The sequence below is a fragment of the Ruegeria sp. AM7 genome (assembly GCF_056535965.1).
Genome location: NZ_JBQFJE010000003.1, coordinates 917295 through 936880 on the forward strand (window position 1 = coordinate 917295; position 19586 = coordinate 936880).

Annotated in this window: 23 protein-coding genes; 19 read left to right on the top strand and 4 right to left on the bottom strand. The window is 60.5% G+C overall.

Going from position 1 to position 19586, the window contains the following annotated elements:
* The first annotated feature begins 431 nt into the window (after positions 1–431).
* The 18 genes from ACR3EG_RS08290 (at position 432) to ACR3EG_RS08375 (ending at position 15296) form a co-directional block, all read left to right on the top strand.
* Complete coding sequence (locus tag ACR3EG_RS08290; RefSeq protein WP_480495925.1) at positions 432–1775, top strand: DNA-packaging protein; 1344 nt, start codon at positions 432–434, stop codon at positions 1773–1775.
* 152 nt (positions 1776–1927) lie between these two features.
* The gene (locus ACR3EG_RS08295; RefSeq protein ID WP_480494823.1) at positions 1928–2530 is read left to right on the top strand and encodes a hypothetical protein; all 603 of its coding nucleotides are present in this window, start codon (positions 1928–1930) and stop codon (positions 2528–2530) included.
* A 240-nt stretch (positions 2531–2770) separates the two neighbouring features.
* Positions 2771–3931 carry a phage portal protein gene (locus ACR3EG_RS08300; protein ID WP_480494825.1) on the top strand — a complete coding sequence of 387 codons (1161 nt, stop codon included), beginning with the start codon at positions 2771–2773 and terminating at the stop codon, positions 3929–3931.
* Positions 3924–4142 (top strand): GTA head formation protein, RCAP_rcc01685 family, encoded by a 219-nt coding sequence (locus ACR3EG_RS08305; protein WP_170770510.1) that lies wholly within the window; start codon positions 3924–3926, stop codon positions 4140–4142. The genes ACR3EG_RS08300 and ACR3EG_RS08305 overlap by 8 nt, the downstream gene beginning before the upstream one ends.
* 26 nt (positions 4143–4168) lie before the next feature.
* The gene (locus ACR3EG_RS08310) at positions 4169–4714 is read left to right on the top strand and encodes an HK97 family phage prohead protease (protein WP_480494827.1); all 546 of its coding nucleotides are present in this window, start codon (positions 4169–4171) and stop codon (positions 4712–4714) included.
* 36 nt (positions 4715–4750) lie between these two features.
* A complete protein-coding gene (locus ACR3EG_RS08315; RefSeq protein WP_480494829.1) occupies positions 4751–5929 on the top strand; it encodes a phage major capsid protein in 1179 nt (392 codons plus the stop codon).
* A 174-nt stretch (positions 5930–6103) separates the two neighbouring features.
* Positions 6104–6703 carry a head-tail connector protein gene (locus tag ACR3EG_RS08320; protein ID WP_480494831.1) on the top strand — a complete coding sequence of 200 codons (600 nt, stop codon included), beginning with the start codon at positions 6104–6106 and terminating at the stop codon, positions 6701–6703.
* On the top strand, positions 6700–7038 hold the full coding sequence (locus tag ACR3EG_RS08325) for a phage head closure protein (protein ID WP_480494833.1): 339 nt from the start codon (positions 6700–6702) through the stop codon (positions 7036–7038). Before ACR3EG_RS08320 ends, ACR3EG_RS08325 begins: the two co-directional genes overlap by 4 nt.
* Complete coding sequence (locus ACR3EG_RS08330; protein WP_480494835.1) at positions 7035–7448, top strand: DUF3168 domain-containing protein; 414 nt, start codon at positions 7035–7037, stop codon at positions 7446–7448. The genes ACR3EG_RS08325 and ACR3EG_RS08330 overlap by 4 nt, the downstream gene beginning before the upstream one ends.
* A 20-nt stretch (positions 7449–7468) precedes the next feature.
* Positions 7469–7882, top strand: coding sequence for a phage major tail protein, TP901-1 family (locus tag ACR3EG_RS08335; RefSeq protein WP_480494837.1), 414 nt, complete (start codon positions 7469–7471; stop codon positions 7880–7882).
* A 4-nt stretch (positions 7883–7886) separates the two neighbouring features.
* Complete coding sequence (locus ACR3EG_RS08340; protein WP_480494838.1) at positions 7887–8204, top strand: gene transfer agent family protein; 318 nt, start codon at positions 7887–7889, stop codon at positions 8202–8204.
* A complete protein-coding gene (locus ACR3EG_RS08345; RefSeq protein ID WP_170724446.1) occupies positions 8201–8413 on the top strand; it encodes a rcc01693 family protein in 213 nt (70 codons plus the stop codon). The genes ACR3EG_RS08340 and ACR3EG_RS08345 overlap by 4 nt, the downstream gene beginning before the upstream one ends.
* A complete protein-coding gene (locus tag ACR3EG_RS08350) occupies positions 8397–9062 on the top strand; it encodes a phage tail tape measure protein (RefSeq protein ID WP_480494840.1) in 666 nt (221 codons plus the stop codon). The genes ACR3EG_RS08345 and ACR3EG_RS08350 overlap by 17 nt, the downstream gene beginning before the upstream one ends.
* Before the next feature lie 11 nt (positions 9063–9073).
* Positions 9074–9706: a phage distal tail protein, Rcc01695 family gene (locus ACR3EG_RS08355; protein ID WP_480494842.1), complete on the top strand. Its 633-nt coding sequence runs from the start codon at positions 9074–9076 to the stop codon at positions 9704–9706.
* Complete coding sequence (locus tag ACR3EG_RS08360; RefSeq protein ID WP_480494844.1) at positions 9706–10593, top strand: DUF2163 domain-containing protein; 888 nt, start codon at positions 9706–9708, stop codon at positions 10591–10593. Before ACR3EG_RS08355 ends, ACR3EG_RS08360 begins: the two co-directional genes overlap by 1 nt.
* Positions 10590–11036: an NlpC/P60 family protein gene (locus tag ACR3EG_RS08365; RefSeq protein ID WP_480494846.1), complete on the top strand. Its 447-nt coding sequence runs from the start codon at positions 10590–10592 to the stop codon at positions 11034–11036. The genes ACR3EG_RS08360 and ACR3EG_RS08365 overlap by 4 nt, the downstream gene beginning before the upstream one ends.
* Positions 11037–14996, top strand: a complete 3960-nt coding sequence (locus ACR3EG_RS08370; protein ID WP_480494848.1) for a baseplate multidomain protein megatron — start codon at positions 11037–11039, stop codon at positions 14994–14996.
* Positions 14997–14999: 3 nt separating this feature from the next.
* Positions 15000–15296: a DUF7742 family protein gene (locus ACR3EG_RS08375; protein ID WP_480495927.1), complete on the top strand. Its 297-nt coding sequence runs from the start codon at positions 15000–15002 to the stop codon at positions 15294–15296.
* Here the strand turns inward: ACR3EG_RS08375 and ACR3EG_RS08380 are convergent.
* Positions 15277–15810, bottom strand: a complete 534-nt coding sequence (locus tag ACR3EG_RS08380) for a TraR/DksA family transcriptional regulator (protein WP_480545804.1) — start codon at positions 15808–15810, stop codon at positions 15277–15279. The genes ACR3EG_RS08375 and ACR3EG_RS08380 overlap by 20 nt on opposite strands.
* On the opposite strand from ACR3EG_RS08380, the gene cysE reads away from it, so the two are divergent.
* Positions 15700–16509: a serine O-acetyltransferase gene (gene cysE, locus ACR3EG_RS08385; protein ID WP_170354513.1), complete on the top strand. Its 810-nt coding sequence runs from the start codon at positions 15700–15702 to the stop codon at positions 16507–16509. The two genes, ACR3EG_RS08380 and cysE, sit on opposite strands and share 111 nt — an antisense overlap.
* Before the next feature lie 6 nt (positions 16510–16515).
* Here cysE and ACR3EG_RS08390 read toward each other — a convergent pair whose 3' ends face one another.
* The 3 genes from ACR3EG_RS08390 to ACR3EG_RS08400 all read right to left on the bottom strand — a co-directional run bounded on the left by ACR3EG_RS08390 (position 16516) and on the right by ACR3EG_RS08400 (position 19586).
* Entirely contained in the window at positions 16516–16752 is a 237-nt protein-coding gene (locus ACR3EG_RS08390) for a hypothetical protein (protein ID WP_480494854.1), read from the bottom strand.
* Positions 16753–16907: 155 nt separating this feature from the next.
* Positions 16908–18209: a pyruvate dehydrogenase complex dihydrolipoamide acetyltransferase gene (locus tag ACR3EG_RS08395; RefSeq protein ID WP_480494856.1), complete on the bottom strand. Its 1302-nt coding sequence runs from the start codon at positions 18207–18209 to the stop codon at positions 16908–16910.
* Positions 18210–18221: 12 nt separating this feature from the next.
* A complete protein-coding gene (locus ACR3EG_RS08400; RefSeq protein ID WP_480494857.1) occupies positions 18222–19586 on the bottom strand; it encodes a pyruvate dehydrogenase complex E1 component subunit beta in 1365 nt (454 codons plus the stop codon).

Here is a 19586-nt window from a genome sequence, read left to right on the forward strand (position 1 = left end):
GGGTGTTGCACAACATATTGACTTTGCGCACTTTTTTCCGTAGTGTTTGTGTCATGCTAGGAGAGATGGGCAACGGCCCCGGGGTGACCCCGGTGGCCGTTTTTCGTTTCTGTCGTGCGGAGAAAACTCACGCATGAGGTCACAGGCACACATGACTTTGATTACCCCGGAAGAGCGGATGTCCCAGACGGCGGAACTGTTGCAGTCGCTGGAAACATCCATTCGCGGTTTGCGCCAAGCAGCAGAAGAACTGCGCAGGCAAATCGGAACCGGGGAGGATGCAGATCTTGCCGGAACGGCAAAACAACTGGGTCAGTTAGAGGGGCTGATCCGAAGTTGTCAGAAAGTGGAGACAAGCTTTGTCGAACAACATCACAGACAAGCCGGAATTGCCCAAGGGGGATACGCGCTCGACCTTGAGCGCGCTCGATTTGAAATCGGGTGCAGGCTGGCTCGCCTCCGCCGATGCTGCGGTGAGGGACAGATTTCTGAGTGAGATCGGGGAGGGGGGGCTGTGCGCCCTCCCTTTCCTGTTTGAATTCTGGGCGCTGCCGCATCAACTGCCGCCCGAGGGCGACTGGCGGTCCTGGGTGATCATGGGCGGGCGCGGGGCGGGCAAGACGCGGGCCGGGGCTGAATGGGTACGGTCGATGGTCGAGGGGTCTTTGCCGTTGGATAAGGGTGAGGCGTGTCGGGTGGCCTTGGTCGGTGAGACCTTTGATCAGGTGCGCGATGTGATGATCTTTGGCGATAGCGGGATTTTACAGTGCTCGCCGCCGGATCGCAGGCCCACGTGGAAGGCATCCGAGCGCAAGCTGATTTGGCCCAACGGGGCCGAAGCGCAGGCGTTTTCGGCGCATGACCCCGAGGGATTGCGCGGGCCGCAATTTGATGCGGCTTGGGTGGATGAGTTGGCCAAGTGGAAGAAGGCCGGGGAGACCTGGGATATGTTGCAATTTGCGCTGCGGCTGGGGGATCGGCCCCGGGTCTGTGTGACGACAACACCGCGTAATGTGAGGGTTTTGAAAGATTTACTGGCCTCGCCCTCCACCGTGCAGACCCATGCGCCGACCGAGGCGAACCGGGCCAATCTGGCGGAGTCCTTCTTGGACGAGGTGCGCGCGCGCTATGCGGGCACGCGGCTGGGGCGGCAGGAGCTGGACGGGGTGCTGCTGTCGGATGCCGAGGGGGCGCTTTGGACGGGCTCGATGCTAGATGCGGCGCGGGTAGACACTGTGCCTGAACTGGACCGTATCGTGGTGGCGCTGGACCCGGCAGTAACGGCGGGGTCCAGTGCGGATGCCTGCGGGATCGTGGTTGTGGGGGCTCAGCTACAGGGGCCGCCCGAGGAATGGCGGACCTACGTGCTGGCTGATCGCACAGTACAGGGCGTTGGCCCGGCGGGCTGGGCGCAGGCGGCGATTGACGCGATGGATGAGTTCGGGGCCGAACGGCTGGTGGCCGAGGTCAATCAGGGCGGGCAACTGGTGGAAGAGGTCGTGCGGCAGGTGGACCCTCTGGTGCCTTATCGCGCTGTGCGGGCCTCACGCGGCAAGGTCGCGCGAGCCGAGCCCGTGGCGGCGCTGTACGAACAGGGGCGGGTAAGCCATGTGGCGCAGTTGGACGCGCTGGAGGAGCAGATGTGCCAGATGACCGCGCGCGGGTATCAAGGGCAGGGCTCGCCCGATCGTGTCGATGCGCTGGTTTGGGCGCTGCATGAGCTGGTTGTGGGGCCTGCGGGGGTGTTTAGAAGGCCGAGGGTGCGGAGTTTGTAACGATTGTGTTCAATTGTTCGTAAAGTCGATCAACCACTTCCAACACTTTTTACACCTTCAAAATTGCTTGGTTTCCACTCTTGTAACCCGGTTCTCATCGTATAGAGGTTTCTACAGGGACAACATTCATTGTCGGAGCCGGGAACATTTTAATGGCAAATCAATCGAAGATTTCAAGTTTGCTTTTGGCGGCATTACTACCGCTTTTTCTAGCTGCGTGCGATCCGGTTACGCCGGAAGAGCGGCAGGAATTTTTGCTGCGGCGAGAGATCGTTAGTTCTCCGGAAGCACTGGAGAAAGCCATATCGAATTCCACCGTCATTTACCGAGATCCAAATCAGTTCATTCAACAACATGGAACGCAGGTTGAACACTATGCGCCAAACGGCAAATCGTATCTTTGGTATCCAGGCAATAGTCGAGTTGTAGTTGGGGATTGGCAGGTGCAAGCGATAGGTGCTTCTAGCCCCAAGCTTTGTCATCGGTATGGTGCGAACACTTACAATCCAGTAACCAAACAAAGTGGTGGATCGTGGGAGTGCTCTCCTGCACCTTATTCGAACACAGACATACTGAAGGGCAATCCGTACAATTTGAAGGCGGGTAACACTCCGCTGGTGATACCTGATCGTGGTAGGTACTATCCTGAGCATTTTGCAAAGTGGCTCGGTCAAGACCCAACCAAAGTGCCGTACTTGAGCAAGATTCCGAGAGCGGCTTCGCTAAATCGAAAGATAGCCGCAGAAACCCAGTAATGTTTCGGGGCGACTTTGGGTGCGCTGACACATTCTATATCTGATCTTATGTTGCTGAGGTTTGAATGGCCGTTTTCTTAATGGCAGCGGCCATTTGAAGATGTGGCTGAGCCGGATCACGCTATCGGATCAAGACTGCCGTTGCCCAACCCCCGTACGCCCCATTCCCAAGGCTTAAACTTCTTTCCGTCATAACTCCTTTCAACAAGCCGGACACAGCGGCGACAGAAAGGAGCACAGATGGTATTCGATTTCTTGCGTCGTGGAGCGGCCGGGGAAGCGCCCGAGGCGAAAGCCAGCGCGGCGGGTCCCGTGGTGGCGTGGCAGACGGGCGGACGCGTGGCGTGGAGCCCTCGGGATGCGGTGTCGCTGACCCGCACGGGGTTCTCGGGCAACCCGGTGGGGTTCCGGTCAGTCAAGCTGATTGCCGAGGCGGCAGCGGCGCTGCCGTTGGTTCTGCAGGATCAGGCGCAGCGCTATGACGCGCATCCGATCCTGTCGCTGATGCGCCGCCCGAATGCGGCACAGGGGCGAGCGGAGTTGATGGAAGCCTTGTTCGGGCAGTTGCTGCTGTCGGGCAACGCTTATGTCGAGGCCGTGCAGGCAGAGGAAGGCCTGCCGGTTGAACTGCACGTCCTGCGCTCGGACCGGATGAGCGTGGTGCCGGGCGCGGATGGATGGCCCAAAGCCTATGATTATACGGCGGGGGGAAAGACACACCGGTTCCCGGCGGATGCGATTTGTCACATCAAATCCTTCCACCCACAGGACGACCATTATGGGTTCTCGCCGATGCAGGCGGCGGCGATGGCGATTGACGTGCATAACAGCGCGTCGCGGTGGTCGAAATCGCTGCTCGATAACGCGGCGCGGCCTTCGGGGGCGTTGGTGTGGAAGGGAGACGGCCATGGGGTGATGGCCGAAGATCAGTTCCGCCGTCTGTCCGACGAGATCGAACAGAACTATCGCGGGGCGCGCAATGCGGGGCGACCGATGGTTCTGGAAGGGGGCCTGGATTGGAAGCCGATGGGCTTTTCGCCGTCCGATATGGAGTTTCAAAAGACCAAGGAAGCCGCCGCCCGCGAGATCGCGCTGGCCTTTGGAGTCCCGCCGATGCTGCTGGGAATACAGGGCGACGCGACCTATTCGAACTATCAGGAGGCCAACCGGGCGTTTTACCGTCTGACCGTGCTGCCTCTGGTGACGCGGGTGGCGGCGGCGGTGTCGGAATGGCTGGCCGGGTATTCGGGCGAGGATCTGATGCTGAAACCCGATCTGGATCAGGTGCCTGCGCTGTCGGCGGAACGCGATGCGCAATGGGCGCGGGTCAATGGCGCCGATTTCCTGACGGATGCTGAAAAACGCGCGCTGCTGGGGCTGCCGGAGCGTGCGGATGGCTGAGGGGTATCCCCCGTTCGATTGCGCGCCGGGCCTGCGTCTGGCCGCGCATGAGAGGGTGGCCGAGATCCAGCACGACCATCTGTGCCGAAGGCTGGATCAGATCGAAGAGATGATGGAACGGCTGGAGAAACGGTTGTGGCTGACGGTCTATGGCGTGGCGGCAGTGATCCTGGCGCAGGTGTTTCAGTCCTTCCTTGCGGCGACGCCGTGAAATCAGAGGCTTACGAGGAGGTTTTCATGGATTTGGAACACAAATTCGCACGGTTCGGAGACGGGCTTTCGGTAACGGATGATGCGGTGATCGAGGGCTATGCCAGCCTGTTTGGTCAGGTGGATCAAGGCAGTGACGTGGTGCAGCGTGGGGCGTATCGAGCCTCGCTTGACGGTCTGGCGAAAGCGGGGCAACGGGTCAAGATGCTGTGGCAGCACGATCCGGCGCAACCCATCGGCGTCTGGGATGAGGTGCGCGAGGATGACCGGGGCCTGTGGGTCAAGGGGCGTCTGCTGGAGGCCACGCAAAAGGGCCGTGAGGCGGCTGAATTGATCCGCGCGGGTGCGATGGATGGTCTGTCGATTGGCTATCGCACCAAGCGGGCCGTGAAGAATGAAAAGGGCCAGCGGGTCCTGACCGAACTGGAGCTGTGGGAGGTGTCCTTGGTGACGTTCCCGATGCTGCCCAGTGCGCGGGTGGCAGCGAAGGGCGTTGAGCCTGACGCGCAAGACACCTGGCGCAGTATTGCCGAGGTGTTCAACACCGCCCGGCAGGAGCTGGCGCGGACCTAGCGCGCCTCAACCCCCACCCAAGAAATGGAAGTGCTGATGAGCAAGACCGAAACCCCGGCCTTGACCGGAGAGGGTGCGCCCCTGGTTCAGGAGGTGAAGCAGGCGATGACTGGCTTCGTGAATGAATTCAAGGGCCTCAAGGCTGAAGTGAAAACCCAACTGCAACAGACAGAAGAGCGACTGACCATGCTGGATCGAAAATCAACCATCGCGGCGCGTCCGCACCTTGCGGCCTCGATTGAGGACGGCGCACCGCATCAAAAGGCGTTCGACGCCTATGTGCGTTCGGGCGAGGATGACGGCCTGCGCGGGCTTGATATGGAGTCGAAATCCCTGTCCAGCGCCGTGAACAGCGATGGCGGCTATCTGATCGACCCGCAGACCGCCGAGATCATAAAGTCGGTTCTGAAATCCACCGCCTCGATCCGCTCGATCGCGTCGGTGGTGAATGTCGAGGCGAACTCGTTCGACGTGCTGATCGATCACACCGATGTGGGCGCTGGCTGGGCCGATGAGAACGCCGCCGCGACCGAGACGGCGACCCCGTCGATCGACCGCATCTCGATCCCGCTGCACGAACTGAGCGCATTGCCCAAAGCCTCGCAGCGTCTGCTGGACGACAGCGCCTTTGACGTCGAAGGCTGGCTGGCAGGTCGTATTGCAGACAAGTTCGCCCGCGCCGAGGCTTCGGCCTTTATCAACGGTGATGGTGCCGACAAACCCAAGGGTATTCTGAACCACACCAAGGTCGACAATGACGTTTGGGACTGGGGCAACATTGGTTATGTACCCACCGGCATCGACGGCGGTATTGAGGCGGATGCGATTGTCGACGTGGTCTATGCGCTGGGCGCGCAGTACCGCGTGAACGGCACCTTCGTCATGAACTCGAAAACCGCCGGTTTGATCCGCAAGCTGAAGGACAGCGATGGCCGCTTCCTGTGGTCGGACGGTCTGGCCGCGGGTGAGCCTGCGCGCCTGATGGGCTATCCGGTGCTGATCGCTGAAGACATGCCGGATGCGGGCACCGACAGCTTCTCGATTGCCTTCGGTGACTTCCAGGCGGGCTACACCATTGCCGAGCGTCCCGACCTGCGCGTCCTGCGCGACCCGTTCAGCGCCAAGCCGCATGTCCTGTTCTATGCGACCAAACGCGTCGGCGGCGACGTAAGCGACTTTGCCGCGATCAAGCTGGTGAAATTCGGCACCGCCTAAAGCGGTCTGAATCCTCGGGGGGCCATTGGTCCCCTGGGGCGGCGGGCGCGGGCCGGGGTGAAATCCCTTGCGTTGTCTAGCTGCTCCCCTCCGTCCGAGCAACGTGGGGCGGCGCGTGCCCGTCAATTCCTGAAGTTACGGCCCCGGAGGGGTCCGAGATTGCGGAGTGTATGGATGATGTTGATCGAAGAGACCGCCATCGCGGATGCGGCGCTGCCGGTGGATCAGTTCAAGGCTCATCTGCGGCTGGGAACGGGTTTTACCGAAGACAGCGTGCAGGATGAAGTGCTGAAAGGCTTTCTGCGGGCGGCGATTGCAGCGATTGAAGCGCGTACCGGCAAGGTGCTGATCACGCGCGGATTTTCATGGGATCTGAACAGCTGGCGCGATGCGGCGAGCGAGGTGCTGCCGGTGGCCCCGGTCACGGCAATCAGCGCAGTGACGGTGACCGACGCGGCCGGCACCGGTACGGTTGTGGACAATGGCCGGTATCGTCTGGCGCAAGATAGCCAGCGTCCGCGTCTGCGTCCGGCGGGTGCAACCCTGCCAACCATTCCCACGGGCGGGTCGGTCAAGATCGCCTTTACCGCAGGGATGGCTGCGGATTGGGGGGCTCTGCCCGCTGATCTGGGGCAGGCGGTGCTGTTACTGGCCGCGCACTACTATGAATACCGAGATGAGACGGCGCTGGGCGCGGGCTGTATGCCCTTTGGCGTCACCAGCCTGATCCAACGCTACCGGATTGTGCGCTTTGGTGCCGGGGTGGCGCAATGAAGACGCCCCGATTGAACAGAAAGCTGGTGCTTGAAGCTCCGGTGCGCAGCGCAGATGGGGCTGGAGGCTATACCGAGACATGGGCTGCGGTTGGCACGGTTTGGGCCGAGGTCACCGCGCGCAGCGGGTCCGAGCGGTCTGTCGCCGGCATCCCGGTCTCGCGTGTTGGCTATCGCATCGTGGTGCGCGGCGCACCCGAGGGGGCGTCCATGCGCCCAAGCCCGGATCAGCGGTTCTCTGAGGGCCCGCGCCGGTTTGTGATCCGCGCCGTGGCCGAGCGCGACCCGAGCGGCCAGTACCTGACCTGTTTCGCAGACGAAGAGGTGGCGGCATGAGTTACGGCGTTTCAGCTGCTTTGCAGGCGGCGGTGTTTCAACAGCTGTCGGGCGATGGGCAGGTCAGCACGCTGTCGGGCGGCGCGATCTATGACGCGGTTCCGGCGGGGGCGGTACCCCAGACCTATGTGACGCTGGGCCCGGAAGAGGTGCGCGATGCCTCGGACCGGTCGGGCGCGGGGGCAGTGCATCGGTTCACCGTGTCGGTGGTGTCCGAGGCCGCGGGCTTTGGCACGGCCAAGACGCTGGCTGGCGCAGTGTGCGACGCGCTGGAAGGCGCGGCACTAAGCTTGGATCGGGGACGCCTTGTGGGCCTGTGGTTCGAACGCGCCAGCGCCCGGCGCACGGGAACGGGCGGCGCGATCCGCCAGATCGACCTGAGATTCCGCGCCCGCGTGGAAGACGACTAAGCAATCAACGGAGAGAGCATATGGCTGCCCAGAACGGAAAAGACCTGTTGGTCAAAGTGGATATGAACGGCTCGGGCGTGTTCGAGACCATCGCGGGCCTGCGCGCCACGCGGGTCAGTTTCAACGCGGAAAGTGTGGATATTACCAGCCTTGAAAGCCAGGGCGGATGGCGCGAGCTGCTGTCGGGGGCGGGGGTCAAATCGGCCTCGATCTCGGGCTCGGGCGTGTTCAAGGACGCGGGCACCGATGAACGCGCGCGTCAGTTGTTCTTTGATGGTGAGACGCCGGATTTTCAGGTGATCATCCCTGATTTCGGCATCGTTGAAGGCGCGTTTCAGGTGACTGGAATCGAGTACGCGGGTTCGCACAACGGTGAGGCCACCTATGAGATGAGCCTGGCCAGCGCCGGTGCCCTGACCTTCACAGCGCTGTAAGCCGATGGCCAATCCGTGGACGGGTGAGGTGGCTTTGACCATCGATGGGCAGCCTCGGGCACTCAAGCTAACGCTGGGGGCTTTGGCGGAACTGGAACAGGAACTGGGCACCGGGACTTTGGTGGAATTGGTGCAGCGCTTCGAAGGCGGGGCCTATTCCAGCGCTGATGTGCTGGCGCTGATTGTGGCGGGGCTGCGGGGCGGCGGGTCGGATGTAACCCGCGCCGACATGCTGCACGCCGAGATCGAGGGTGGCCCCATGGCGGGTGCCCGTGCTGCGGCCGAGCTGCTGGCCCGTGCCTTCATGGTGCCGGATCGTTGAGCGGGTTCGACTGGCCCGCCCTGATGCGGGCCGGGATGACCGGCCTGCGTCTGACGCCGGACCAGTTCTGGCGTCTGACCCCGGCCGAGCTGAGGCTGATGCTGGGGCAGGGCGCGGGGATGCCCGCGATGAACCGGGCGGGGCTGGACGCATTGTTGGCGGCTTACCCGGACAAGGAACAAGGAGAGCGTGATGACGACGGATCGTGACGGGTTGGACGACCTGCAGGAACGGGGCGAGGCGCTGGGCGACTCGCTTGGGGATGCCGCGTCGATGGCGGCGGCGTTTGACGGCCAGATGAAGCGGATCAAGGCCGCGTTTGAAGAGACCGGCAAGGATGTGGCGACGCTGGAGCGCGGCATGTCCGGCGGGCTGCGCAAGGCGTTTGACGGCGTGGTGCTGGACGGGATGAACCTGTCGGATGCGCTGGACGTGCTGAAGAACTCGATGATCCGCACGGCCTATTCGGCGGCGATCAAACCCGTGACGGACCATTTCGGCGGCATGCTGGCCAACGGCATCGGTGGTCTTGTTCAGGGTATTCTGCCCTTTGCCAATGGCGGCAGTTTCAGTCAGGGCCGGGTGATGCCTTTTGCCAATGGCGGCGTGGTCAGCGGCCCCACCACATTTCCGATGCGCGGCGGCACCGGTCTGATGGGCGAAGCCGGACCCGAGGCGATCATGCCTCTGGCACGCGGCCCCGATGGCAAACTGGGCGTGCGCACCTCGGGCGGCGGAGGCGCGGTGAACGTCGTGATGAACATCACCACGCCGGACGTGCAGGGCTTCCGCCGCAGCCAAAGCCAGATCGCCGCACAGATGAGCCGCGCCTTGGGTCGCGGCAATCGCAATAGATAAGGGAGCAGGTCATGAATTTCCACGAAGTCAGATTTCCCGCCAGCCTCAGTTTTGGCTCGGTCGGTGGTCCGGAACGGCGTACGGACATCGTAACGCTGGCTAACGGATTTGAAGAGCGTAACACCCCGTGGGCGCATTCACGCAGACGCTATGATGCGGGTTTTGGAATGCGGTCTCTGGACGACATCGAAACGTTGATTTCGTTCTTCGAGGCGCGGCAAGGGCAGATGTTCGGGTTTCGCTGGAAAGACTGGTCGGACTATAAATCCGGCGCGGCGACCGCTGAGGTCGACAAGGCTGATCAGGTCATCGCGCGTGGCGATGGGGTCACGACCGTATTCCAGTTGGTCAAAACCTACACGTCTGGTGGGTTTGAGTATATCCGGCCGATCCTCAAACCCGTCCTGGGAACCGTAAAGCTCGGGCTTGAACAGGATGAGGTTCGCGAAGGTGTGGATTTCGAGGTCAATCTGGCGCGCGGCCACGTGACATTTGCCGACCCGCCTCCGGAAGAGGTCGAAATCACTGCTGGGTTCGAGTTCGATGTTCCGGTCCGGTTTGACACCGACAAGATTCAAACCAGCGTCGCCAGCTTTCAGGCCGGTGACGTACCGAATGTTCCAGTGGTCGAGGTGCGGGTCTGATGAACAGCGCAAAAGATACCCTTGAGGACCACTTGAAAACAGGCCTGACCACGACTTGCCGATGCTGGGCGATCCAGCGTGCGGATGGTCAGGTCTTTGGCTTCACGGATCACGACAGGGAACTTGGTTTTGAGGGTCTGACCTTCAAGGCAAGTTCGGGGTTGACGGCTGCAGCAATCGAGCAGGCGACTGGTTTGTCCATTGATAACTCAGAAGCCATGGGTGCACTGTCGGATGCAGCCGTTACGGACGATGATATCGAGGCCGGACGTTTTGATGGCGCGGAAGTCCGGGCTTGGCTGGTCAACTGGGCCGCGCCGGAACAGCGCGTCCTGCAGTTTCGCGGGTCCATCGGGGAAATTCGCCGCTCGGGTGGGGCTTTTCATGCCGAATTGCGCGGGTTGACGGATTTGCTGAATCGCCCTCTGGGAAGGATTTATCAAAAACCCTGTACGGCTGTACTTGGCGATAGCGTCTGCCGGTTCAATGCTTCTGCCGCGGGCTATCAAGCTGAGGCCGAGGTTACCGAGTTGACCGCAGGCAGTGTGTTGGAACTGAGCGGCGCTTTGGGGCCGGATGCAGCGTGGTTCGAGCGGGGTCGCTTGGACGTTATCTCGGGTCAGGCCATCGGCTTGTGGGCGTCGATCAAGCAGGACAGCCTCAGACCGGGTGGCCGCAGCGTTACCTTGTGGTCTGGGATCAGTGGTGGTCTGGCCGTGGGTGACAGAGTCCGGTTGACCGCCGGGTGCGACAAGCGCATGGAAACATGCCGGAAGAAGTTCAACAACTTGCTGAACTTTCAGGGATTTCCCGATTTGCCCAGCGAAGATTGGGTCATGGCTGTTCCCAAAAAGGGCAATCCCAATACAGGGGGCAGCCTGCGATGAGCACGATCCGCGATCAAATAGTGGCGGAAGCCCGAACATGGCTGGGGACGCCGTATGTGCATCAAGCTTCGTGCAAAGGCGCGGGCAGTGACTGCCTTGGGTTGCTGCGCGGTGTCTGGCGCGCGGTCTTGGGGCCCGAACCCGAATCCGTTCCGAGCTACAGTATGGATTGGTCCGAGCCGCAAGGGGATGAGCGCATGTGGCAGGCTGCAAGGCGACATCTGACAAGCAAGGCTGTTGAAGACATGGAACCCGGCGATGTGTTGTTGTTTCGGATGCGTGACGGGCGCGTTGCGAAGCACGTGGGCATTGTCAGCGAGGGTGGTGAAGCCTCGCGTTTTATTCATGCCTATTCCGGGCACGGCGTTGTTGAAAACACGTTGAGCGACCCCTGGCGCCGCCGGGTTGTCGCTTGTTTCGGTTTCCCGCTGGAGGATTTCTAGATGGCTACAATTGTACTCTCGGCAGCAGGGGCTGCGATTGGTGGCGCGATTGGCGGAACGGTCGCTGGTCTTTCGACGGCTATCATTGGCCGTGCCATCGGCGCGACGCTGGGTCGGGTCATCGACCAGCGTTTGATGAGCCAGTCCGTTATGGGCGGCGGCAGTGAAGTTGTTGAGACCGGCCGTCTGGACCGCTTTCGCCTGACTGAAACCGGCGAGGGAGCACCCGTATCGACCCTGTTTGGACGGATGCGCGTTGGTGGGCAAGTGATCTGGGCCTCGGATTTTCTGGAAACGCGCAGCACCTCTACGACGACGCAATCGGGAGGAGGTGGCAAGGGCGCACCCAAAGCGCCCGAAGTCACGACGACCACCCATAGCTACAGCTATTCCGTTTCACTGGCGATCGCGGTTGGCGCGGGGCAGATTGCTGACGTGCCCCGTATCTGGGCCGACGGTGAAGAGCTTGAGCGCGCAGGCCTGAACATGCGCGTGTATCATGGAACGGATGATCAGTTGCCCGATCCGCTTATCGAAGCGGTTGAGGGCGCGGGCAATGTTCCGGCTTATCGCGGGACAGCGTATGTCGTGATTGAAGATCTGCAGCTGGCGGCTTTCGGAAATCGTGTTCCACAGTTCTCATTCGAAGTCGTGCGCCCCGATCAGGCGGGTCTGCCGGAAACACATGATGCGTTGTCCCGTATCGTGAAAGGCGTAGCGCTGATGCCGGGCACCGGCGAATACGCATTGGCGAGCACACAGGTGAATTATACCAAAGGTCCCGGCCAAAGCTGGGCGGCGAATGTGAACTCGGGCTCGGGCGTGCCGGATCTTGTGACCTCGACCAGAGCTTTAAGCAAGGAACTACCTGCCTGCGACGCCGCTTCGCTTATCGTTTCATGGTTCGGTGATGATCTTCGTTGCGGCGTATGCCAGGTGAAGCCGAAGGTTCTGCATAAAGAACTGGAAGGTGAAAACATGCCATGGCGCGTGGCTGGCGTGACACGCGGCGCTGCCGAGGTGGTGAAGCACGAACAGGATCGCCCTGTCTATGGCGCCACCCCAACAGACCAGTCGGTGATTCAGGCGATTCAGCATTTGAAACAGACCGGCAAGCGCGTGATGTTCTACCCGTTCATTCTGATGGACCAGTTGCGCAATAACGGTCTGCCGGATCCTTGGTCTGACGCGTCGGATCAACCTCATCTTCCGTGGCGGGGGCGTATCACCCTCAGTCGGGCTCCGGGACGCAGCAGCTCGCCGGACGGAACAGTCGCGGCAGACCTTCAGGTGGCTTCGTTTTTTGGAAACGCCCGTGCGGACCATTTTACCGTCGTTAACGGCGAGGTGGTCTATTCCGGCCCGCAAGAATGGGGCCTGTTCCGTTTCATCCTGCACTATGCAGCGTTGTGCCAAGCTGCGGGGGGCGTTGACTCGTTCTGCATCGCGTCCGAGATGCGCGGACTGACACAAATTCGCGGTGCATCAGGCTTTCCGGCGGTGGCGCAGATGCGTGTTCTCGCAGCCGAAGTGCGCAAGATTTTGAGATCACAGACCAAGATCGGCTACGCTGCCGACTGGAGCGAGTATTTCGGCTATCAACCCGCGGATGGCAGTGGCGATCGATACTTCCATCTGGACCCGCTTTGGGCAGATAGCAATATCGACTTTATCGGTGTCGATAACTACATGCCGTTGTCCGACTGGCGTGATGGCGAAGGTCATGTGGACGCCCGCGACGGGGCAAAGTCCATCTATGACCTCGACTACCTTCGCGGCAACATCGAGGGTGGTGAAGGGTACGACTGGTTCTATGCGTCACCCGAAGAGGCCCAAGCGCAAATACGGGCCCCGATCGAGGATGACGCTCATGGCGAGCCATGGATATGGCGGTACAAAGATCTGCGGAATTGGTGGTCGCAGCCACACCACGAACGGATCGGTGGCGTCCGCCAACCAGATCGCACCGCTTGGGTGCCTGGGTCCAAACCGATCTGGTTCACGGAATTGGGCTGTGCCGCGATAGACAAAGGAACAAACCAGCCGAACAAATTTCTGGACCCAAAGTCATCGGAGTCGAGCTTGCCCGTGTATTCCAACGGCCAGCGCGACGATTTTATGCAAGTTCAATACCTACGAGCGGTTCTGGGGTATTGGTCCGACCCAAAGATCAACCCGATCTCGAACGTATATGGCGGCCCGATGGTGGACATGTCCAATGCCTATGTCTGGGCCTGGGACGCGCGCCCATTTCCCGCCTTTCCGAACCTGCGCAGTCAATGGAGCGATGGCGAAAACTATGCCCGCGGCCATTGGCTGAATGGGCGCTCGGGATCGCGAACTTTGGCCTCTGTGGTCGCCGAGATCTGTCATGGCGCGGGCGTCACGGATATTGACACCACGGAGTTGCACGGAGTCGTGCGTGGATATGTGATCGAACAGGTTTCGGACGGGCGCGCCGCGTTGCAGCCACTGATGCTTCGGTATGGCTTTGACGCTATCGAACGCGACGGCGTGTTGCGTTTTCAGATGCGCAACGGGCGGGCTCCGGTTCAGCTTGATAGCGACCTGCTTGCAGCCAGTTCCGAGATCGATGGCACCATCGAACATCGCCGCGAAGCCGAGGCGGAGATGACCGGTCGTGTCCGACTGCGATTTGTCCAGTCCGATGCGGATCATGATATCGTCTCGGAAGAAGCCGTTTTACCGGACACGAGTACCCATTCGGTTTCCGTCAATGAGATGCCGTTGTCGATGACACGCGCCGAAGGCCGTCAAACCGCCGAGCGGTGGCTGAGCGAATCTCGCGTATCGCGAGAGAGCGTCCGGTTTGCATTGCCGCCTTCGATGCTGAATGTCGGCGCGGGTGATATCATCACCCTGTCCGGTGAGCAGGGCGCGCGGTATCGTATCGACCGGCTCGAACAGGCCGAAATGCAGATGGCAGACGCAGTTCGCGTTGAACCGGGTGTTTATACGCCTTCCGATCTGCCGGACGACGACATCACGGAAAACCCGTTTGTGGCGCCAGTTCCCGTATTTCCAGTTTTCCTGGACTTGCCGCTTATCACAGGATCCGAGGTGCCCCACGCACCTTATCTGGCGATCTCGGCTGATCCATGGCCGGGAAGTGCAGCGGTTTACTCCTCTGCGACTGATGAGGACTATGCTTTGCAAGAGGTGGTCAGTGGGCAGGCCGTTGTCGGATTCACGCAATCGCCGATGCGCCGGGCAGGTGCGGGGCTGTGGGATGAGGGGGCGCCCCTGAGTGTTGAACTGATTGCGGGTGTTTTGGAATCCCGACCACGCGACGCGTTGCTGAACGGCGCAAACCTTGCGGCAATCGGCGATGGATCACCGGATAACTGGGAACTGTTTCAGTTTGAACGCGCCACTCTGCAAGAACGCGGCATCTACACTCTGTCAGGTCGTCTTCGGGGACAACTGGGGACAGATGCCAAAATCCCGGATGTATGGCCCGAAGGCTCGACTTTTGTGCTTTTGGACCAACGGGTGTATCAAACCAACCTGCTGAGGTCTGAGCGCCGTGTGGCCAAGCACTACCGGATAGGTCCTGCGGCGCGCAGTTATGATGATCCGTCCTTCGTCTACAGGGTCGAGGCATTCAACGGCAATGGTCTACGCCCTTATGCGCCATCCCATTTGCGAGTTGCCAAATCTGCGGGTGACGATCAACTGTCGTGGATACGTCGCACGCGCATCGACGGAGATGATTGGTCGGGTATCGACGTACCATTAGGCGAAGAAACGGAATCCTATCTGGTGCAAGTGCGCGCCGAAGGGGCGTTGGTGCGCGAACTGATCTCAGCCAATCCAAGTTGGATATACACGGCCGCAATGAAATTAGCCGACGGAGTAAACGCGGGATACACCGTGCAGGTTGCGCAGGTCTCGGCCAGCTATGGTCCGGGTCTGCCTGTCAGCCTTGACGTAAGCTAAGTCATACGTCCGGCTCTTCACAGAGATGTAGGTGCTGCGGCGCGCGTGCTATTGCGTGCGCCGGCACCTGACCGGTTTTGCCTGTGTCGGCGCATGCTTACCGAGGCCGAGTTGGCAGATCGGTACATGCGTCGAACCGGTCATCTTCATCCGGTATTCGGCAATAGATTGCTGGTAACCGCAGCGTGTATCCGGCCCTTGGACGTTGAACCCAGTTTTGACGATCTACAATACTGTCAGTGTTTCGCGATGGTTTTGAACAGTCTGGTACGGCTTCATCTTAGCCAGACGCGCAGCTGACGCATTTTGTGGCTGCCAGATCCAGTTTTAGCCGACCTGCAGGAATCTCTTCTCCGCAATCTTCGCAGAAACCATACTCGCCGTCCCGAATCCGGTTCAGAGCGGCGGTCAGTCTGCGCCGTTCCAGATCCCGATTGGCTTGATGTGCTTTGGCCATAGCCTGGTTTTGCAACGCGTCCATCCGGCTAAGGCGGCCAACAGCCTGCTGATCCAACTCAACCACAGCCTGCGCGCTTTTGCCCGATGCTGTGCTGTCTGCCAACTCGTCCAGACGAGCGAGGATCAAAGCGCTAAAATGTGCCAGTTCCGAGTCATTCATTTTCGTTATCGTGCGGATCACGGGTTTGCGTTTGGTGTTTTTGCCACTAAATGGCATCTTAGGCGCAGCAAAGGATGAAAAGCCATGTTGGAAAAGCGCAGTCACGTGACCCCCGTCGATCCCGTTTGGGATCGTATCACGACCGAAGCTCAGGCGGCCGTCGAGAATGAACCGCTCATGGGCGGGCTTGTCCATGCTTGTGTCCTTCATCACAAAAGTCTTGAGCGGGCGTTGTCATATCGCGTTTCTGCCAAGCTGTGCTCGAACGAGATGTCGATGATGGTTCTGCGTGAAATCGTGGACGAGGCATATGCCGACGACCCATCACTGATCGAGGCCGCGCGCGCAGACCTGATGGCCGTATATGAACGTGATCCGGCCTGCCACCGGTTGCTGCAGCCAATTCTTTATTTCAAGGGTTACCAGGCGATGCAGGCCTATCGTGTGGCGCATTGGCTTTGGCGTAAGGGTCGGTATGACCTGGCTTACTTCTTCCAGATGCGTTCATCCGAGATTTTTGGCATCGACATTCACCCTGCAGCGAAGATTGGCAAGGGGATCATGATCGACCATGCGCATTCCATAGTGATCGGTGAAACTGCCGTGGTGGGCGACAACGTCTCGATGTTGCACTCGGTGACGCTGGGCGGAACCGGCAAAGAAGAGGAACAGCGTCACCCCAAGATCGGGAACGGAGTTCTGATTGGGGCGGGAGCCAAGGTGCTTGGGAATATCGAAGTCGGCCATTGCAGCCGCATAGCGGCCGGTTCGGTTGTTCTGCAGGAGGTCCCCCCCTGCAAAACCGTTGCGGGTATTCCCGCCAAGATCGTGGGCGAGGCCGGGTGCGACCAGCCCTCGATCTCAATGGACCACATGCTGGGTAAAAACCAGTAAGCAGTCTTAGTTCGAGGGGTTGTTCTTTTCGTTCAACCGCTTGAGACGACGTTCTTCCCGGCGCTTTTTGCGCTCTTCAATGCGTTTCGCACGATCGGCTTCCCATTTGCCAACCGCACTCTTGGAATTGAACTTCGAGTTCTCTCCTGGATAGCTGTTTGGTTTGGCGTAGGCGTCGGCAGGGGCAAGCGCCGCCAGCATCAGCAGAACCAGAAATGTGCGTGTAATTTGAGTGATGGTCATATGGCACCTGTGCGTCTTTGAATGTCGTACCACTAATCTGGAGTCCCACAGGTCCCCGAGCAATAGTTCGCCCGATCACGTCGGCTCACATCCCGTCAGGCCATCAAAAAACCGCGCCGGGGTTACCCGACGCGGCCTCTGCAAGTCAACGGGAATCAGGCCAGCATAACCATTGGATTTTCAAGGTTTTCCACGATGGCCTGCAACAATTCAGCCCCAAGCGCACCGTCGATAACCCGGTGATCCACTGACATGGTGACGGACATGACGGTTGCTACGGTCAGCTCTCCATCCTCGCCGACAACCGGTTTCTTGACGCCGGTGCCCACTGCCAGAATTCCCGCGTGCGGGGGGTTCACGATAGCGTCGAAATTGTCGATGCCGAACATGCCCAGATTCGAGATCGCAAAGGTGCCGCCCTGATATTCATGCGGTGCCAGTTTGCGTTCACGCGCGCGCCCGGCCAGATCTTTCATCTCGGTCGATAGCGCGGACAGCGATTTGGTGTCGGCGTCCTGCAGAACCGGGGTGAACAGCCCGCCCTCGATCGCGACAGCGACGGCCACGTCCGACGGCTTCAGTTGCAGCACCCGGTCACCGGCCCATACCGCGTTACAGGCCGGAACCTGTTGCAGCGCGTTGGCAACGGCTTTGATGATGAAGTCGTTGACGCTGAGCTTCACACCCCGACCTTCCAGCTGTTTGTTCAACTGGCTACGGAATTTGAGCAGCGCGTCCAGTTTTATATCGCGACGCAGGTAGAAATGCGGGATGGTCTGCTTGGCCTCGGACAGGCGCGCGGCAATAGTTTTGCGCATCCCGTCCAGCTTGATTTCTTCGTAGTCGCGACCCTGGTACATCTTGGCAACCGCATCTGCCGAGGGGCCAGCCGGAGCTGCCGCCGCCGGAGCCGCCGCAGCCGGTGCTGGGGCCGGAGCCGTGGCGGTGGCTGTCGCGCCTTCCACATCCGCTTTGACGATGCGGCCATGCGGGCCAGAGCCGGTGATCTGCGCCAGATCAAGGCCTTTTTGCGCGGCAATCCGGCGGGCCAGCGGCGAGGCAAAGATACGACCGCCATCGGCCTTGACCGGAGCAGCCGGGGCAGGGGCAGGCGCCTCGGACGCCGCTGGCGCGGCGGCCTCGTTACCTGCGGCGGCTGCCGGGGCAGCCGCGGGGGCTGCGGCAGGTGCTGCGCTGATGTCGTCAGCGCTTTCACCGTCTTCCAGCAGAACAGCGATGGCAGTGTTTACCTTCACGCCTTCGGTGCCCTCGGGGATCAAGATCTTGCCAATCGTACCTTCGTCGACGGCCTCAAATTCCATCGTGGCTTTGTCGGTTTCGATCTCGGCCAGCAGGTCGCCGGACGAGACAGTGTCACCCTCTTTGACCAGCCATTTGGCAAGCGTGCCTTCCTCCATGGTCGGGGATAGGGCGGGCATCAGAATTTCTGTAGGCATCTGTGTCGCTCCTTACCGGTAGGTCACTTGTTTGACGGCGGCGATCACCTCATCGGTGGTGATCAGGGCCAGCTTTTCGAGGTTCGCGGCATAGGGCATCGGAACGTCCTTGCCGGTGCAGTTGATGACCGGCGCGTCGAGGTAATCGAACGCTTCCTGCATCACGACCGAGCTGATATAGCTGCCAACCGAGCCTTGCGGCCAGCCCTCTTCGACGGTCACCAAACGGTTGGTTTTCATCACCGAATTGATGATCGCGCCGGTGTCCATCGGACGGATGGTGCGCAGGTCGATGACCTCGGCGCTGATACCTTCTTCGGCCAGCTTGTCGGCGGCTTCCAGCGCGTATTGCATCCCGATGCCAAAGCTGACGATGGTCACGTCCGAGCCTTCACGCCAGATGCGTGCTTTGCCCAGTGGGATGGTCAGATCATCCACTTGAGGCACGTCGAAGGAGCGACCGTAGAGGATTTCGTTTTCCAGGAAAATCACAGGGTTGGGGTCGCGGATGGCCGATTTCAGAAGACCTTTGGCATCAGCGGCCGAATAGGGCATTACGACTTTCAGGCCGGGGATTTGCATGTACCACGCGGCGTAGTCCTGCGAGTGCTGCGCGGCCACGCGGGCAGCGGCACCGTTGGGGCCGCGGAATACGATGGGGCAGCCCATCTGGCCACCGGACATATAGAGCGTCTTGGCGGCGGAGTTGATGATTTGGTCAATCGCCTGCATGGCGAAGTTGAAGGTCATGAACTCGACAATCGGTTTCAGGCCGCCAAAGGCAGACCCCACGGCGATGCCGGCAAAACCATGTTCGGTGATGGGGGTGTCGATCACGCGCTTGCTGCCGAATTCGTCCAGAAGACCTTGGGAGATTTTGTACGCACCCTGATATTCGGCGACTTCTTCGCCCATCAGATAGACGTCTTCGTCACCGCGCATTTCCTCAGCCATCGCGTCGCGCAGGGCTTCGCGGACGGTTTCGGACTTCATCTCGGCATCTGCGGGCCAATCGGGCGACAGATCAACCACGGGCGCGGCAGGTGCAGGCGCGGGGGCCTCAACCGCCGCCGGGGCGGCTTCGGTCACCGCTGCGGCTGCGGGCGCAGCCGCGGGCAGGGCGGAAGCGTCTTCGCCTTCTTCCACAAGGACCGCAATCGGGGTGTTGACCTTGACGCCTTCGGTGCCTTCAGCGATCAGGATCTTGCCGACGATGCCTTCATCGACGGCTTCGAATTCCATCGTCGCCTTGTCGGTTTCGATCTCGGCCATGATATCGCCGGATGATACAGTATCGCCTTCTTTGACCAGCCATTTGGCCAGCGTGCCCTCTTCCATCGTGGGCGAAAGGGCGGGCATGAGAATTTCGGTTGCCAT

Bases quoted from the DNA above. Each gene is read 5' to 3' on its own strand.
- ACR3EG_RS08295 (WP_480494823.1), top strand. From the start codon at position 1,928: ATGGCAAATCAATCGAAGATTTCAAGTTTGCTTTTGGCGGCATTACTA.
- ACR3EG_RS08300 (WP_480494825.1), top strand. From the start codon at position 2,771: ATGGTATTCGATTTCTTGCGTCGTGGAGCGGCCGGGGAAGCGCCCGAG.
- ACR3EG_RS08305 (WP_170770510.1), top strand. From the start codon at position 3,924: ATGGCTGAGGGGTATCCCCCGTTCGATTGCGCGCCGGGCCTGCGTCTG.
- ACR3EG_RS08310 (WP_480494827.1), top strand. From the start codon at position 4,169: ATGGATTTGGAACACAAATTCGCACGGTTCGGAGACGGGCTTTCGGTA.
- ACR3EG_RS08315 (WP_480494829.1), top strand. From the start codon at position 4,751: ATGAGCAAGACCGAAACCCCGGCCTTGACCGGAGAGGGTGCGCCCCTG.
- ACR3EG_RS08320 (WP_480494831.1), top strand. From the start codon at position 6,104: ATGATGTTGATCGAAGAGACCGCCATCGCGGATGCGGCGCTGCCGGTG.
- ACR3EG_RS08325 (WP_480494833.1), top strand. From the start codon at position 6,700: ATGAAGACGCCCCGATTGAACAGAAAGCTGGTGCTTGAAGCTCCGGTG.
- ACR3EG_RS08330 (WP_480494835.1), top strand. From the start codon at position 7,035: ATGAGTTACGGCGTTTCAGCTGCTTTGCAGGCGGCGGTGTTTCAACAG.
- ACR3EG_RS08335 (WP_480494837.1), top strand. From the start codon at position 7,469: ATGGCTGCCCAGAACGGAAAAGACCTGTTGGTCAAAGTGGATATGAAC.
- ACR3EG_RS08340 (WP_480494838.1), top strand. From the start codon at position 7,887: ATGGCCAATCCGTGGACGGGTGAGGTGGCTTTGACCATCGATGGGCAG.
- ACR3EG_RS08350 (WP_480494840.1), top strand. From the start codon at position 8,397: ATGACGACGGATCGTGACGGGTTGGACGACCTGCAGGAACGGGGCGAG.
- ACR3EG_RS08355 (WP_480494842.1), top strand. From the start codon at position 9,074: ATGAATTTCCACGAAGTCAGATTTCCCGCCAGCCTCAGTTTTGGCTCG.
- ACR3EG_RS08360 (WP_480494844.1), top strand. From the start codon at position 9,706: ATGAACAGCGCAAAAGATACCCTTGAGGACCACTTGAAAACAGGCCTG.
- ACR3EG_RS08365 (WP_480494846.1), top strand. From the start codon at position 10,590: ATGAGCACGATCCGCGATCAAATAGTGGCGGAAGCCCGAACATGGCTG.
- ACR3EG_RS08370 (WP_480494848.1), top strand. From the start codon at position 11,037: ATGGCTACAATTGTACTCTCGGCAGCAGGGGCTGCGATTGGTGGCGCG.
- cysE (WP_170354513.1), top strand. From the start codon at position 15,700: ATGTTGGAAAAGCGCAGTCACGTGACCCCCGTCGATCCCGTTTGGGAT.
- ACR3EG_RS08380 (WP_480545804.1), bottom strand. From the start codon at position 15,810: ATGGACAAGCCCGCCCATGAGCGGTTCATTCTCGACGGCCGCCTGAGC.
- ACR3EG_RS08390 (WP_480494854.1), bottom strand. From the start codon at position 16,752: ATGACCATCACTCAAATTACACGCACATTTCTGGTTCTGCTGATGCTG.
- ACR3EG_RS08395 (WP_480494856.1), bottom strand. From the start codon at position 18,209: ATGCCTACAGAAATTCTGATGCCCGCCCTATCCCCGACCATGGAGGAA.
- ACR3EG_RS08400 (WP_480494857.1), bottom strand. From the start codon at position 19,586: ATGGCAACCGAAATTCTCATGCCCGCCCTTTCGCCCACGATGGAAGAG.